Below are 14,645 nucleotides of genomic sequence, written 5' to 3' on the forward strand. Positions count from 1 at the left end.
CACCCGCCCGCGGGGCCTCGCCGCGGCGACGATTTGCACGCTCCGGCAGCGTGGGAACGCGGGCCGGCGGACCCATATCGCGTCTGTCCTGCGAACACTTTCAACCAACACTCAAGGTGACACGATGGAACAAAACGAACGCCAACTGATCGATGGGCTCTTCGCCAAGCTGAAGCAGGCGCAGCAGCAGTCCGGTCCCCGCGATCCCGGCGCGGAGCAAGTGATCGCGGAGGCCCTGCGGGCCCAGCCGGCGGCACCCTATTACATGGCGCAGGTGATCCTGGTCCAGGATCACGCGATGCAGGCGCAGTACCAACGCATTCAGGAGCTGGAGCAGGAACTGGCCGAGCGCCCGGCGCCGGCGGCCGGCGGCGGCAGCTTCCTGGGCGGGCTCTTCGGCGGCGGTTCGGGTCAGTCGGTCGGCACGGTGCTGCCGGGGGCGGAGCGCACGCCGGTCATGGCGCCCGGCACCCCTTACGGGACCCAGCCCACCCAGAGTCGGGGCTGGGGCAATCCGACGGCGCCGCCAGCCGCCGGCCGCGGCCTGTTCGGGCAGGGCCAGCCGGGCGGTGGCGGTTTCATGTCCGCGGCCCTGACGACCGCGGCCGGGGTGGCGGGCGGTGTCATGCTCGCCGGCGCCTTGGGCGGTCTCTTCGGCGGCCAGGAGGCGAAGGCCGCCGAGCCGTCGGCGAACGAACCGGACCCGACCGCGCCCGATCAGGCGGAGGCGCAGGACGACACGCTGCTCGACGACGGCGGGGACTTCACTACCTTCGGGGACTTCTGAGGACGTTGCGCCGCAGATAGCGCAGGGGGCCTCTCGGCCCGCGCGGCCAATCCTTCGCCGGTCAGTCGCGCGTGCATGGGTTCAGGGCTCGAGGCCCAACGCGCGCAGCCGCTCCGCCAGCCGCTCGGCGCGGGCGTGCTCCTCCTGTGCACGCAGGCCCTCGCGCGCGGCGTGCTCGCGCTCCTGCTGCGCTTGCGCGGCCGCGTGCTCTGCCCGCGCGGCCTCATGCTCCGCGCGGGCGGCCTCATGCTCCGCCCGCGCGGCCTCGTCCTGCGCCCGCTGATCCGCACGCCGCAGGCGCTCGGCCAGTTCCACCGAGGTCAGGAAGGGCCGGCCCGCGGGGTCGAAGATCTCCAGCGTCGCCCCGCCCAGGGCAAAGCGGATACCCAACCGCGGGCTGGTCCAGCCCTTCAGATGCGACATCCGGTGCAGCCGCCCCTGTTGGCGCAGCCACACCTCAAGCCGGTTGGCAGCGGGGTCGTAGACGTAGTATTCCTCCACCCCGAAGCTGTCATAGAAGGAGCGTTTGTCGGCCATCTCCTTGAGACTGTTGGCCGGCGACAGGATCTCGAAGACGACCTGCGGGGCTATGCCGCCCTCTTCCCACTGCTTGTAGCAGCCGCGGCGGCCCTTGGGTCGGCCGATGGCGACCATCACGTCCGGCGCCACGGGGCCGGCGATCTGCCGATCCTTGGTCGGATACCAGAAGAGATCCCCGGCAACAAAGATATTCGGGTTGCGGGCAAACAGGATCTCCAGGTTCTCCTTGATCTTGACCAACCATTCGTACTGCTCGGTGTTCTCCGCCATGGGCTGACCGTCGCTCTCCGGGTAGGGGTCGTCGGGGTCGTAGTGCGGCAGTGGATTCATCGCCTCAGGTCCTCCTGCGGGGTGGTGCAGGCGTGCAGCATAACCAACCGCGGGGCGGCAAGGTAGGGTCCGCGGTGCGGACCGGCCGCCGTCGCTCTAACGTAAAGGTCGGGCCGAGGACTCTTATCGTCCGGGGTGGGGGGTAGCGACTAACGGCCATGGCGCCCGCGCCCCCCGACGAGCGGAGCGCTTCGCCTGTCCGACCGATTCATAATGCCTAAACCCGGAATATTGCCTATTCTTGTCATCCTTAGGGTCGACCCCCAAGCGGTCGCCTGGCCTAGGCAGTGAGACGGCCAGTGTTACCGTGGAAGTCGCGTGGCGACCCTGTGGGAGCGGCCGTCGGCCGCGACAGGCCGAGCGGTGGCGGAGTTTTCCGCGGCGCCGCATCGCGGCCGCGGGCGGCCTCCAGGATGGACCTTCATGGTCCGGAGTGGCGGGCAACCCTTCACGGCCGTTGGCCTGGGGACTCGCACGCAAACCGGTGTGTTGCTTACACGTGAGGATACATAATGAAAGCGATAGGGTGTGGTTTAGTCATTCCGGCTCTTGTCGGCCTCTTCGCGTTTTGGCCGCGGCCAGGCGTCACCCTGGAAATCGGCGAATTCAGCGCCCCGCCGGTCGAGACGCCAACCCCAAGGCCCACGCCGCAGCCCTCGGGAGGACACAAGTCGCAGCCGCCGAAGCCGCCCTGTCGTTCGTGCGCTGCGGGAAAGGACGCCCCGACAAGGCCCAAGCGGCAACCGAAGAACGAGTCCAGTGCGCGGGCCCCAGTGTCCGCGCCGCCGCCGCCGATGACCAAGCTCTACGCGGCCAAGGCCCACTGCTTGATGACGGGAGCGAACGGCGAAGGCCTGGCCTTGACGCCATCCAAGGCACTCGAGGCCGCCATCACCGATTGCCGGCGCGTCGGCGGGGTGCCGGACTGTTGTCGCAACGGCGCCCGGCCGGTCACGGTACCCGGTTACTCTGCGATCGCCCAATGTTCCCTCACGGGCAAGACTGGCGCAGCCCTAGGCCGGCGTACCGCGGAGCAGGCTCTCAACGGGGCCGTTGCGTCCTGTGTCGGCTTCGGGGGCATTGAGGCGTGCTGTCGCGTGGGGGCTAAGCTCGTTCGCTTTGCCACGCCATAGGAAGCGACAATTGATCAGCCGCCGACCAGGCGGACCGTGGCGCACGAGTGGTAGAGGAGCGATGGCAGTGCCGAACAAAATTTTGCGCTGGTTGTACCGGCTCCGGGCCGGGCGCCCGCGCCCCTTGGTCAGCCGGTGCGCGATCACGCGCTTGGCCGCTCGCGACGCATTCTCGCAGAGGCCGGGGATGATGTGGCCGGCCTTGGTTCGCGGGGGGTGGCTGGCGCTCGGTTGCCTGGTATTTTTTTCGGCCCCGGTCGGCGCGGCGCCGGCTGAGGAGAAGCGCGTCGCGCTGGTGATTGGCAACTCCGCATACCAGAATATCCCGGCGTTGCGCACCGCGGTCACCGACGCCCGGGCCTTTGCGGCCAAGCTCCGCGGGCTCGGCTTCACGGTCGATGAGGGTTTTGACTTGGACTTCATGAAGTTGGCGGACGTGCTGAATAGCTTTGGCCTGGAGCAGGCCGATGTCGCCGTGCTCTATTATGCGGGTCATGCGGTCCAGGTCGCCGGCGTCAACTATCTGCTGCCGGTGGACATCAGAAAAGACCCCCAAAGGGACTTACGGAGGAGTTATCCCTTTGATGAGGCGATGGCTGAACTACGCGGGGCGCGCAAGCTGCGGGTCGCAATCCTGGACGCCTGCCGTGACAATCCTGTGTCCGACGGCATCGCCCGCGCCAGGGGCACGCGCTCGGCCAATGTTGCGCGCGGCCTGGCGACACCCAATGCACCGCCTCTCAACACCCTGATTGCTTACGCCACCGAGGCCGGCGCCACCGCGTCCGACGGCGACCTCGATCACAGCCCCTACACCGCGGCCCTGTTGAAGCACATCGGCGATCCTGGGGTCGAGGTCGGTCTGATGTTCCGTCGCGTGCGGGATCAGGTGCTTGCGGACACGCACAATGCCCAGCAGCCCGCCGTCTATAACTCGCTGGGTGCCGATGAGTGGTCCTTCAACCCGCGGACGCCGGAGCCGCCCGCGGCCCCGCCGCCCAAGCCCGATGCGTTCAGATACTGGGAGTTGATCAAGGATAGCCGCGATCCGGACGTCTTCAAGGCGTTTATGGACAGTGTCGAGGACCCGGTTCTGAGGGCCTTCGCCCGGTCGCGGATCGGCGAGTTGCGGGCCGCGGCCGAGCGTGAGGCGGTTGCGGTCGGGAACCGGCCAGAGCCGCAGACGCCGGCCGCGCCCCCCCCGCCCGTGGCCGCCACCGGGCGACGGCCGCCAACCGATGCGCAGCGCACCCCGGCAATGGAGCCCACGCCCACGCCCACGCCCACGCCCACACCCACGCCGGCAGAGCGCGCCGCGGCGGAGGCCCTGAGCAAGGCGAACCAACTGCCGCCACACTATATGCAGTTGGCCCTGGCCGATCTGCATCTATACCAGGGGCCGTCGGACGGGTTGATCGGCAACAGCACCCGTCGCGCTATCAGTGACTGGCAGGCGCGGCACGGACAGAGGCAAACCGGATCGCTCGATAACCGGCAGACGGTGGACCTGCTGCTCGAGGCCGCGCAAGCGGGCGGGGCCAAGAGCCAGAACCTGGTGGGGTGGATGTACGGCTCGGGGATCGGGCTTCCCAAAGACCCCGCTATCGCCCGCGACTGGTTCGAGAAGTCCGCTCATCAAGGCAACGCCTGGGCCGCCTACGCCCTGGGCTTGATGTATCGGGACGGGGAGGGCGTTACCCCCTCCCAGGAGCAGGCCCGCGTGTGGTTCCAGCAGGCCCGGCGGGATGGACATCCGCAGGCGGAAGCGGAGTTGGCGAGGCTCAAGTAGGCCGGCGGCCCGGCCCGGCCCGGTCAGTGCGATTGGGCCGGCGCCCATCCCGCCGGCTACCCCGACAAGGGCTGTCAGCCGCGAATGAAAGCGGATCAGCGCCGATAAAGCGGCAAGGCTGAGTGGCGATGCTCAATTCAGGTCGACGACACTGCCGTCGATGTCCACCGGACCGCTGGCCTTGATGGCGATCTCGGTGCCCTCGATGGTGATCTTGCCGCTGCTCGCGATGGTGATCTTGCCGCCCCCGCACTCGAAGACGATCTTGCTCCCGGCAAGGATGTGTTTGTTGACGCCCACCTGCTCGAAGCTCGCGAGCCCCACGGTGGTATTCATGGCCGCGCCCACCGAGATTTGATAGGCCGCCCCCACACTGAGTGCCTTCACCGCACCCACTGTCTCGGCACTGGCGATACTGATCGTCTCGGTTTTGTTGCCGCCGACTGAGAGGCTGTCGTTGCCGCCGACGGATTCCTTGCGGTTGGCGCCGACCGCCAGGCTGAGGTTTGCGCCGATGTCCTCCTTGGCATCGACGCCGACCTGGTCGGTGCGGTTGTTGACGATGCTTACCGACTGGTCGTTGCCGATGGTCTCGGTGCGGTCGTGATTGACATTCGTCGACTGGTCATACTGGGCATTGACCCGCAACAGTTCGCTGCCCGCGGTGTCGTTCATGGCGATTTCGTTGTACCCAGCCCCCTTGTGGGTCTGGCTCTTGATCCCGCTGACGACCGCTCCGGCGGGGAGGCCGTAGGGCGGCATGGCGGCGGCGTTGTAGACGCGGCCGGTGATGATGGGTTGGTCGGGGTCGCCCTCCAGAAAGTCGACGATGACCTCCTGGCCGATGCGCGGGATGCTGATTCCACCCCAGCCCTTGCCGGCCCAGGGCTGGCTGACACGCAGCCAGCAGGAGCTCTGCTCATCGCGCTTGCCGTAGCGGTCCCAGTGGAACTGGACCTTGACGCGGCCGTACTGGTCGGTCCAGATCTCCTCCCCGGCCTTGCCGACGACGATCGCGGTCTGGGGCCCCTGCATCCGCGCCTTCGGCGTGCTGCGGGCGGGACGGAAGGGCTCTTGGCTGGAGCGGGTGGTGAATTCGACCGCGAAGGTATCCTCCTGGTGGACGTCGTCCCCGGTCGCGTAGGGGGCCGTCTCCAGTTGATAGTGGGTTGACTTGACCAGGTATTCGCGGTTCTGATCGGCCAAGGGGTGGCCGGTCAGGTCAAAGAGACAGCCGCTCGCGAGCCCGCGTGCGTTGCTCATCCCGCGTCCCTCACTATGCTCGGACTGGAGTTCCTCGATGCGAACCCGGGAATAGCCGTCAATCTCGCTGAAGCCGCACCCCGGTTCCGGATAATCGAAGACCTCGTGGTGGTCGTTGGCATGACCGCGCGCCAGGGCCGTGCCGGCGGTCAGGTCGGCCAGCGGCTTGGTGAAGTCGAAGGCGGTATGGACAAAGGCGCCGGAGCATACCGTCTGATCCAGGCGCCATTGCGAGAGGTATTCCTTGAACGGCGAGGCACCAGCGGACTCGCCGGCGTAGTAGGGGACCCGGCTTGCCTGGCGGCAGGCGGAATGACTGCTTGGCGAGTCGGCCAGCACCAGTTGGTGTTTGTCCTTGTCATGCAGGAAATAGTAATAGATCCCCTCGTGTTCCAGCAGCCGGCTGATGAAGTGGAAATCAGTTTCGCGGTACTGGACGCAATAGTCGCGGGGGCGATAGGTCGCGCCCGTGAGGTCGTCAAAGTCGGTATAGCCGTGCTCGCGGAAGATCTGCTTGGCAATCTCAAGGGCCGATTGGTCCTGGAAGATACGGCAGTCGGCGGTGCGGGTCAGGAACCAGCACCAGGGCCGCAGTTCCGCTTGATAGTGGGCGAGCCTACCCTGGAACCCGACGAGCGAAAAGCGCTGCACGATGCCGTGGAACCAGCGGGCGGGGTCCGCCGGGTCGCGGTCGTGGCCCTCGACTCGCACGCACATGGGGCGCCCAAGGAGGGCCTTGGCGTCGATCTGCCCGGCCTCGCTCAGCAGGTCCAGTTCATAGCGGAACATGCGGCCGAGGTCCTCCTCGCCAGACATTCGGTAGAACAGCAGCGTGTCGAAGGGGAGCGGGGTGAAGACTTGGAAGGGGCGGTGGTGCTGTGTGTGGTTCATGGCTTCAGGGTCGAATGGGATTGCCATGGCGTGCGCCGGACTGTCGGAATGAGATGGACGCAATTCCAGAAAATTGCGCCAAATTTTCTACGTTCTGCGCGAGCCGCTGCGGACAATCGCACCGGCCGACTGAGGCTGAGTGGGGGCAGGGCGGGCAATCGTGTGTGCCGGTACACCCAACGGCAATTGTTTGCTCTGCTATCCGAGTCGCGGTGCCAGTGGTCCTTATCGGGTTCGCTCATTGGATTTCACTGAGCTTGACACTGAATGTCGGTTTGCCCGACATGCCTAAAATAATTACGCTGCCCTCGTTTAATACAACGTCCTTGAAGCGGTGCGCGAAGATGATCTCATCAGGCTTTGTTTCGAGTGCTCTTTCGCGATAGAATACCGCGCCGCGCCGTTCCAGCTGAAGATCGAGAACAAATCGCTCGGGACTAAGCCTACATAGAAGCGACGCACGGATTCCGGTCCCGCGCAGCAGCTTGACGCGGTGAATCCATTCGTTTTTATAGCCTGCTTGTCTGAAATCATCGATTGATTGCATTAGCACATTCAAAGGGATGCAATGGTGTCTTGCGCACTTGGCGAGTCCGTCCGAAAGCATCGAAATGTAGAATTCGTGGCGATCTTCCTGAGCGAGTGTGTCGTATCGCTCGAACTCGAATAATACCCCGGGCACGGCCGCGTTTTCCGGTAAGATCAGGCAGCTGTCATCTGGGAAATGCTTACCCTCAACGGCGATCTTACTGAAACCTTCTGCGTGAAATTTCTCTGCCTTCAGTCGTCGCTCTAGGTAGTTGCACAGATATCGAGTGTGGAACCCAAAAGGTCTTACGACGTCGACGGGATATTCGTTGAGGTTCAGGTACAGGTAAATGTGCTTCAGTATCATTATGGCCTCGCGTGCTTCGTTGGATCTAGCAGTTGACCCGCATCTCTAAGCTCTTGAGAGCGCTCGCGCTCCCAATCGAGAATCGCTTGCCGGGATCCGGGCCCTTCGGGAACTTCCGCGACTACTCGTCCTTCGTAGAGGCCGGGCTTATCAACCCCTCGATTCCATCGGTTCGCTTGAGTATCTGCGCGCCGCGACCCGCCGGCAGCGGTTCGAGGTCCACCGCTAACCCCTACTTTCACAACCTGGCCCGTATTAGTATCGACGATCTCATAGCCGTGCTGGGCGCGGGTGCTGGTCGCTGAATTGCCATGCGTTAGTCCCTCGGCGTTGGTCGGCGGCGGAGTCGATTTCAATCCGAGGGGATCGACCCATCCCTGGAAATTCGGTGCGCCCGCGTAGAGATTGTCGCCTGCTGCAACCGCCAACGGGTCTTGCGACAAGAATCCCCCACTCCGCGGATCATAGTACCGATACCGGTTATACGCGACCCCAATTTCGTCATCCCAATACTGCCCCTGCAACCGCAGCGGATTGCGCACCCGCTCCGTCGTAATCCGCGTGGTGCCCCCCCAGGCATCATACTGCGCACTCCAGACGATGCGTCCCTCGCCGTCCAGGACCTCGTGCGGGCACCCGACCTGATCGGTCTCGTAATGATAGACCTTCCCGCCCTCGACCAGGGCAAGCGGCGTGAACCCGTCCGGGGCGTAGAGGTACTCCCGCCACCCCTTGCCGTCGTGCTCCGCCATCAGGGCGTCGCCGTCCCACCCGAAGCGGGTGGTCTGGCCCTGCCGGGTCTTGGAGAGTCGCCGTCCCTGGGCATCGTAACCGAACCAGATCGGGATCTGGTCGGTGCCGCGGGCGCGGATCAGGCGGTTGGCGCAGTCCCAGTCGAGGCGTTGGGTGCCGGCCTTGGTCGTGCGCTCGATGACGTTGCCGGCGGCGTCGTAGCGGTAATGTAGGTCCCCGAACCAGGCGCCGCGCACGGGTGCGCCATAGGGCTCGCGGCCCGGGATGGGGCGGAGCGGGATGCCAAGACGGTCACGGGGGTCGGGCGCGGCACCACTGCCCGCGGGCGCGGTTGCGCCCCCGGCCGCGCTCCGGTCTGTCCCGCCGACGGGTTCAGTCCCGCCCCGGGGGCGCCCCCCGGTCTCGGGGCCGGGCCGCTCGTCCGGCGGGTTCGCGGCCTCGGGCCGGAGGAAGTCGCCGGCCGCATCACGCAGGAAGTCGCTGATCCGGCCTTCAGGGTCGGTATAGCGGATCAGGTTGCCGATGGGGTCGTAGTCGAAGCCCTGGGTGCCCTTCGCCGGGTCGATACGCTGGAGGAGGTTGCCGGCCGCATCGTAGCGGTAACCGCGCTCGAGCAGGGTGTTGAAGGGGGACTCGGTCCAGCGGCGGGTGAGGCGGCATTCGGGGTCGAATTCACTGTGGCGGTGCAGGCCCGCGCCGAAGACCTCATGGACCGGCAGGCCGCGGGCGTCGTGTTCGATGCGGTGGATGGTCTCGCCGTTGACGCGGATGGCGGTGAGCCGGTCGGCGGCGTCGTAGGCGTAGTCCACCCGGTTGTCGGCGCTGCTGGTGCGGCGGTTGAGGTTCCCGGCCAGGTCGTAGTCGAAGCGGACCTGGAACCCCGCCTGATCCTCGGCGCTCAGGCGGCCCTCCGCGTCGAAGCGGCGGGTCACCCGGCCGTGCGGCGACTCGGTGGCGATCAGATTGCCGACGGTGTCGTATTCGAAGCGCTCAACGCTGTCGTCGGCGAAGTGCCGGGCGCTGAGGCGCCCAAGCGGGTCGCGCTCCAGGCGGGTGAGGCGCCCGAGGGGGTCGACGCGCTCGATGAGTTGGCCGGCGGCGTCGTAGCGGTAGGCGCTCAGGCGGCCCCAATAGTCGATCTCGGCGGTGATGCGCCCGGCGGGGTCGCGCAGCAGGCTGTAGCGCTCGCCGCGTCCGTTGATCACGGCGGTGAGCCGGTTCTCGGTGTCATAGTCGTAGCGGACCGTCGTGCCGTTGGGCAGGTGGCGGGCGGTCAGGCGGTTGACGAAGCCGTAGTCGAAGCGGGTTTCGTGGCCGAGTTCATCGATGTAGCTGGTCAGGTTGAGCTCGCGGTCGTAGCCGCAGTGGACCTCGGTGCCGCTGGGGCGCTGGATTCGCGTGAGGCGGCCCTTGGCGTCGTAGCTGAAACGGCTGACGGCCCCCGCCGGGTCGACGGCGGCGGTGATGTGGCCCAGGCCGTCGTAGCGCCACTGCCGAGCGCGGCCGGTCGGGTCGATGAGGGCGCGGGGTCCGGCGCCGGTCGGGTCCGGCTCCAGGCGAGTGGTGCCGTACCTGGGATCGACGAAGGCGACCAGGTCACCGCGGGCATCGTAGCGGTACTGGCGCACCGCGCCCAGGGGGCTCAATTGGAGGACCAGCCGCCCCTGGGCGTCCCACTCCTGGCGCCAGGTGGCACCGGCCGCGTCGGTGAAGGCGGTCAGGTGTTGGCGTGTGTCGTAGGTCCACTGAAGGACGGCCCCGTCCGGGCGGGTGACGGCCAGGAGATTGCCGAGCGCGTCATACCGGTAGCCGACCCGCCGACCGAGTACGTCGGTGACGGTGCTCACCCGGCCCCCGGAGTCGTATTCGTAGGTGGTGACCTGGCCGGACGAGTCCTCCTTGCGCCGGAGCCGCTGTTCGGTGTCGGTCTCGATGGTGGTGACCAGACCCCGCGAGTCGGTGGCGGTGGCCCGCCGGTTCGGCAAGTCGTATTGGATATGGGTGTCGTGCAGGCCGTTGTCGCCCCAGGTGCGGATGCAGCGGCCGGTGGCGTCCTCGCGGTCGTATTGGTACTGGAAGGAGACGCCGTTGCGGTCGGTGTGACGGATCAGACAGTGATTGCGGTATTCAAAGGTGTGAGGGACGCCCAGGGCGTCCTCGACGGCGATCAGGTCACGGGCGGCGGAGTGGCGGTAGCGCACCAAGAGGCGTGGCGGCTCCGCGGGGTGGTGCAGGATGATCGCCTGGGTCAATCCGTCGCCGCCCTGAAGCTCCAGCCAGGGTCCGGCGGAATTGCGGATCTCGGCCAGCACGCCGTTGTGGCGGATAAAGGTGAGGCTGTTCCCGTTCTGGTCCTGGATGGACAACAACGCAAGCTCCTTGCTCTGCGGTGCGGGCGGTGGAAAGCAGTACGTCAGGCCGGAGCGGGTGTGTATAGAGACCTGATCGGCCGCACGCTCAAGGCGTGCGCCCTCCTTGGGCTGTACCACGCAAGCGCCCGGCTCAGGCATCTCGGCAAAGATATCCCCGCCACCCTTGCCGGCCCAAAACGCGACTTCCCCGGAGGACCGCAGGGTGAGTCGAAAGTCCGCGGGGGACTCCCAGCCGACCCCCATGGCACCCCAGCGGCGGGAATCGGATGAATAGAAACGCTTCCAGGCGAGAGGGATATGCCAGGGGAGCGTGAAGTCTTCCTCGTCGGCAAAGACGTTTCCGGTAATGAGGTCGACCGGTTCGCCGGTCGGCACCGGGTTGGCGTTGCCTCCTTCGGTGCCTGGTGTCCCCGGCGCACCATCGACTCCTTCCTTGGCTGCGCTTGAGGACGCACTGCCAGCGGGGGTCTCCGCGGGCGGTGCCGGTTGCGGGCTCTTGGTGGCGTTGGCGCCAGTCGATACTGGAGGATCGATATCGGCCTTTGCGAGGTCCTCCGCGTTGATTAACTTCTTATCCCAAAGCTCGCGGAGTTTCGCAGGCGATAACTTCTTGAGAAAGTCAACTATCTCTCCGCTTTTCCTGAGGTTCGCAATGAGTTCACCAACATTTTTTGCTCCTTTCAGGAGGCCGCCGATGCCAGTGACCGAATCTCCCAGAATGCCACCGATCCAAGCGTATTCCTCGCCGAAGGCGGCGCCAACGGCGGTCGCTCCGGCCCTGGAAACCATTGACTGCTCGCCCGTGATGCCAGATACGATCTGATCCAAGCCCAGGGTCATCAGTCCTGCACCTGCGGCGACCGCTACTGGGGCACCGATGCCCGCCGTCGCAACGCTCCCGCCCGCCGCCACACCGATTCCACCTATAACATCGCCGACTCCACCAACGATAGCTGCACCCCGTCCAAACTCTTCCCAGCTTGGCAACGCATTATATAATGCACCAGGAACCCGTTCGAGCAAGCTTGGCTGGTCTGCGGGAGCAGCGTCGGCTCTCTCGTCCGTCATAAGCGGCTCCCGGATTGTCTTCTGTGGTATTGCGCATATTCCCGTTCTCGAAGTGTTTCGGTCTCCAGCGCGGTTCCCGGTGCATCACTCGAATGGTCTGGACGATCGATGTTCAGGGCCATTTCGGCGGGCGGGCTCGATGACATCATACTGTTTGAATAGAGTCGGTCCACGAGTGGGGTGACGCGCTCCAGAGGTGTCTCTGGTTGGACCACGAGCCATCTCGTTTCCCCAATCGCACCAGTTGGGTCGATGCTGGGTGGTGTTTGTGCCGGATCGACCGTGGCCGAGCCCGGCATCCAGGTCCGCGAGGCGATCTTACGTAGAACTGGGTCTAGACGCATATCGACCTCATTTCCACTGCTGTCGTTTAGGGGTCGCAAGACGCTCGGATTGCTGGTGCCGATCGGGACGAATGCGGCGTCGAAAGCATCGTGGACGGGAACGCCACTCGCGGGCCGGTGGACGTGCTATTCGCGGCCGGTGAGGGCTTGGGTCCGTTCGGATTCGGTAGCAATCCGTCCTGCAGCCCAAGCATACCGGCGAGGTTCATCGCTGAACCGATCATGGCTCCCGGGTTGCGCCAATCGGCGGTGGCGATGGCGAAGGGTTGCGCGGCAGTCCCATCGATACCAGGGACGCAGCCATACCCGGCGAGGCTGGCGCCGATGCCGACTGACCGCATGAGGGATGCGGGGTCGGTCCAATCAGTCGTCACGATCGCACAGGCCTTGCCGCCAAGGCTTGCAAGCCTGGCGATGTCGGACAGCCCCCTCAGACCCGCCACGCCCCCGAGGGCGCCCAAGACCTGAGCGGGATCGCTCCAATCCATGGTCGCCAGGTTGTAACCGAGCTGCGCGATCCCGGCCGCCTCGCCGAGGTTGCCCAGCCCGGGGATACCGGCCAGCCCGGCAATCCCGCCGAGCACCCCGGCGGGATTGCTCCAATCGACCTGGGACAGCGCATACGCCTGCTTACCCCACTCAAAGATGTCGCCGAGGTCTGCGGTGCTGAGCCCAATCTGGCCCAGCATGCCGTCCAGGAATCCGGCCTCGGCCTCGGTCTCCGGCGCCACCGCGAGTTCAGCGGGGCTGAGCCCGTCCGGGCCGACCGCGGCCGAGGTCGAGCGCCGGTCGAAGATCAGCATACCAACCGTATTGCCGGGTCCCTCGGGCCCGGCGCAGTTCATCCAGAAGAGCGAGACCTTCTCCTGGACCACGCCGAAGCCCTGGGCGCGCACCGTGGCACTGCCGTTGATGGGGCGCGACCAGCCTCGGTTGACCCCGGAGATGACGCCGCCGCCCGTGCCGGGCTCGTCGCCGCTGAGGGTGGTGATGCGGCTATTGAGGGTGAAGGTGTCGCTGCTGCCCTTGCCGCTGAAATGGACCGTCGCGGCGGTGCGGACGCTGTCTTGGAGGACGGCGACGATGGGATAGGGTACCGGCACCGTCGGGGATTTGCAGACGTCCGGAACCAGGCTGATAACCCGGAAGTCGCGTTTGCAGCCGCCTTCAATGTCCGGCACCGGGCGTTCCTCCCTTCAGTCCATGGCGGCGGGCGGCGGTGGGTCGCCTTGGGCTGCAGTTGCGGCGTCCTGGCGCGCCCGGTCGGCGGGCGTACGCATCCGCACCTCCAACACCCGCAGCGGCCGGTTCACCGGGAAGATGCCGCGCCAGGTGAGGTAGACCCGTAACTGCTCCGCGTCGATGTGGATGGTGTCCAGGACCACCGGGGCGGGTGCGATCCGGCCGTCTTCCCAGCGCAGCAGTAGGGCGAGTTCAAAGCCGGGGAGACAGGAATGAATCCGGGAGATGGGGTGCAGGTTGATGAGGGCGATGGACTCGTCGCCCTTGACGAAGCCGGGGTAGACCAGGTCCGGGTGGGCGCTGTTATAGAAGGCGAATGAGAAGTCCGCCGGCAGGTCCGGCCAGCGGGTCTTTTCCCAGATCATGTCGAAGGTGCCGACCCGGCCGAGCCGCGGCTGCCAGGCGGGGGCCAGCGGTCCCAGACCCTGCGGGGTTTGGTGCTCCCCCAGCCGTAAGTCGGCCGCGTCCGGGGCCAGGACCTGGGGCGCCGGGAGCGGCTTGGAGCCGTCGGGTGGTGTCTCGGGGTAGCGTCCGACCCCGACCGGGTTTTCGGCGCAGGGCGTGGCGGGCCCGCCCTCGCCCCGGGTCCCGCCGAAGGCCAGTTCGTAGCGGATAGGGACCTGCCTGACGGGGATTGTATCGGAAAGGCGCCAACCTTCACCCGGTCGCAGGTGCCAGTAGCGGTGGCCGGTGACCAGCAGCTTCTTCCTGACCAGCCCGACCTCGACGCCGATCTGCCAGCAATTGGCCGGCTCAGTTCCCGGGGCCTGGGCCGTGGCGGTGACATGGATGTCGGTCTTGGGCTTGTAGGGGGCGAGATTGCTTTCCAGTCGCAGGCTGGATGCCCCGGGCTCGCCCCAGTATTCGTCGGTCATGACGATGGGGGCCTGTTCCTGGACCAGCCGCAGCGGCTCGCCGTTGACGAGCGCGAAGGTCCCGCGCAGGACGACGACACCGAAGTCGCGCTGCTGTTCGTCGCGGCTCTGGAATTGCAGCGGGGGAAAGGGGGTGTAGTTGCGGAATAACATGCGACCGAATCCCCGGGGCCTTGCAGTGACGCTCAGGGCGGCGCGCTGATCGATCGGAATTTAACCGCCGCCAGGCGGGCTTTGGGGAAGATTATCCTCATGGGTCGCGGCGGTCAAGAGGGCTTTGTCAGATAAATTTCACCATGAAGGCCAACGGCAAACAAAGCGGCGGCGAAGACCGAGAGGTCTTCGCCGCCGGGGTCGGATGCG

At 66.2% G+C, this 14,645-nt stretch carries 8 protein-coding genes; 2 read left to right on the top strand and 6 right to left on the bottom strand.

Annotated features, from left to right (window positions below):
• Positions 1-124: 124 nt before the first annotated feature.
• A complete protein-coding gene (locus QZY48_RS28300) occupies positions 125-787 on the top strand; it encodes a DUF2076 domain-containing protein (protein WP_295436987.1) in 663 nt (220 codons plus the stop codon).
• Positions 788-868: 81 nt separating this feature from the next.
• On the opposite strand, the gene QZY48_RS28305 is transcribed toward QZY48_RS28300, so the two are convergent.
• Complete coding sequence (locus QZY48_RS28305) at positions 869-1,657, bottom strand: Uma2 family endonuclease (protein ID WP_295436988.1); 789 nt, start codon at positions 1,655-1,657, stop codon at positions 869-871.
• Positions 1,658-2,977: 1,320 nt separating this feature from the next.
• On the opposite strand from QZY48_RS28305, the gene QZY48_RS28310 reads away from it, so the two are divergent.
• Positions 2,978-4,579 (top strand): caspase family protein, encoded by a 1,602-nt coding sequence (locus tag QZY48_RS28310; protein WP_295436989.1) that lies wholly within the window; start codon positions 2,978-2,980, stop codon positions 4,577-4,579.
• Positions 4,580-4,711: 132 nt separating this feature from the next.
• Here QZY48_RS28310 and QZY48_RS28315 read toward each other — a convergent pair whose 3' ends face one another.
• The 5 genes from QZY48_RS28315 to QZY48_RS28335 form a co-directional block, all read right to left on the bottom strand.
• The gene (locus QZY48_RS28315; RefSeq protein ID WP_295436990.1) at positions 4,712-6,733 is read right to left on the bottom strand and encodes a type VI secretion system Vgr family protein; all 2,022 of its coding nucleotides are present in this window, start codon (positions 6,731-6,733) and stop codon (positions 4,712-4,714) included.
• A 238-nt stretch (positions 6,734-6,971) separates the two neighbouring features.
• Complete coding sequence (locus QZY48_RS28320; RefSeq protein WP_295436991.1) at positions 6,972-7,628, bottom strand: hypothetical protein; 657 nt, start codon at positions 7,626-7,628, stop codon at positions 6,972-6,974.
• Positions 7,628-11,128 (bottom strand): DUF6531 domain-containing protein, encoded by a 3,501-nt coding sequence (locus tag QZY48_RS28325; protein ID WP_295436992.1) that lies wholly within the window; start codon positions 11,126-11,128, stop codon positions 7,628-7,630. The genes QZY48_RS28320 and QZY48_RS28325 overlap by 1 nt, the downstream gene beginning before the upstream one ends.
• 1,063 nt (positions 11,129-12,191) lie before the next feature.
• Positions 12,192-13,346: a DUF4150 domain-containing protein gene (locus tag QZY48_RS28330; RefSeq protein WP_295436993.1), complete on the bottom strand. Its 1,155-nt coding sequence runs from the start codon at positions 13,344-13,346 to the stop codon at positions 12,192-12,194.
• Between the two features lie 15 nt (positions 13,347-13,361).
• Entirely contained in the window at positions 13,362-14,435 is a 1,074-nt protein-coding gene (locus tag QZY48_RS28335; protein WP_295436994.1) for a DUF2169 domain-containing protein, read from the bottom strand.
• Positions 14,436-14,645 lie beyond the last annotated feature (210 nt).

The organism is uncultured Thiodictyon sp. (assembly GCF_903828115.1).
In the GTDB taxonomy this organism is placed as follows: domain Bacteria; phylum Pseudomonadota; class Gammaproteobacteria; order Chromatiales; family Chromatiaceae; genus Thiodictyon.

Bases quoted from the DNA above. Each gene is read 5' to 3' on its own strand.
- QZY48_RS28300 (WP_295436987.1), top strand. From the start codon at position 125: ATGGAACAAAACGAACGCCAACTGATCGATGGGCTCTTCGCCAAGCTG.
- QZY48_RS28305 (WP_295436988.1), bottom strand. From the start codon at position 1,657: ATGAATCCACTGCCGCACTACGACCCCGACGACCCCTACCCGGAGAGC.
- QZY48_RS28310 (WP_295436989.1), top strand. From the start codon at position 2,978: ATGATGTGGCCGGCCTTGGTTCGCGGGGGGTGGCTGGCGCTCGGTTGC.
- QZY48_RS28315 (WP_295436990.1), bottom strand. From the start codon at position 6,733: ATGAACCACACACAGCACCACCGCCCCTTCCAAGTCTTCACCCCGCTC.
- QZY48_RS28320 (WP_295436991.1), bottom strand. From the start codon at position 7,628: ATGATACTGAAGCACATTTACCTGTACCTGAACCTCAACGAATATCCC.
- QZY48_RS28335 (WP_295436994.1), bottom strand. From the start codon at position 14,435: ATGTTATTCCGCAACTACACCCCCTTTCCCCCGCTGCAATTCCAGAGC.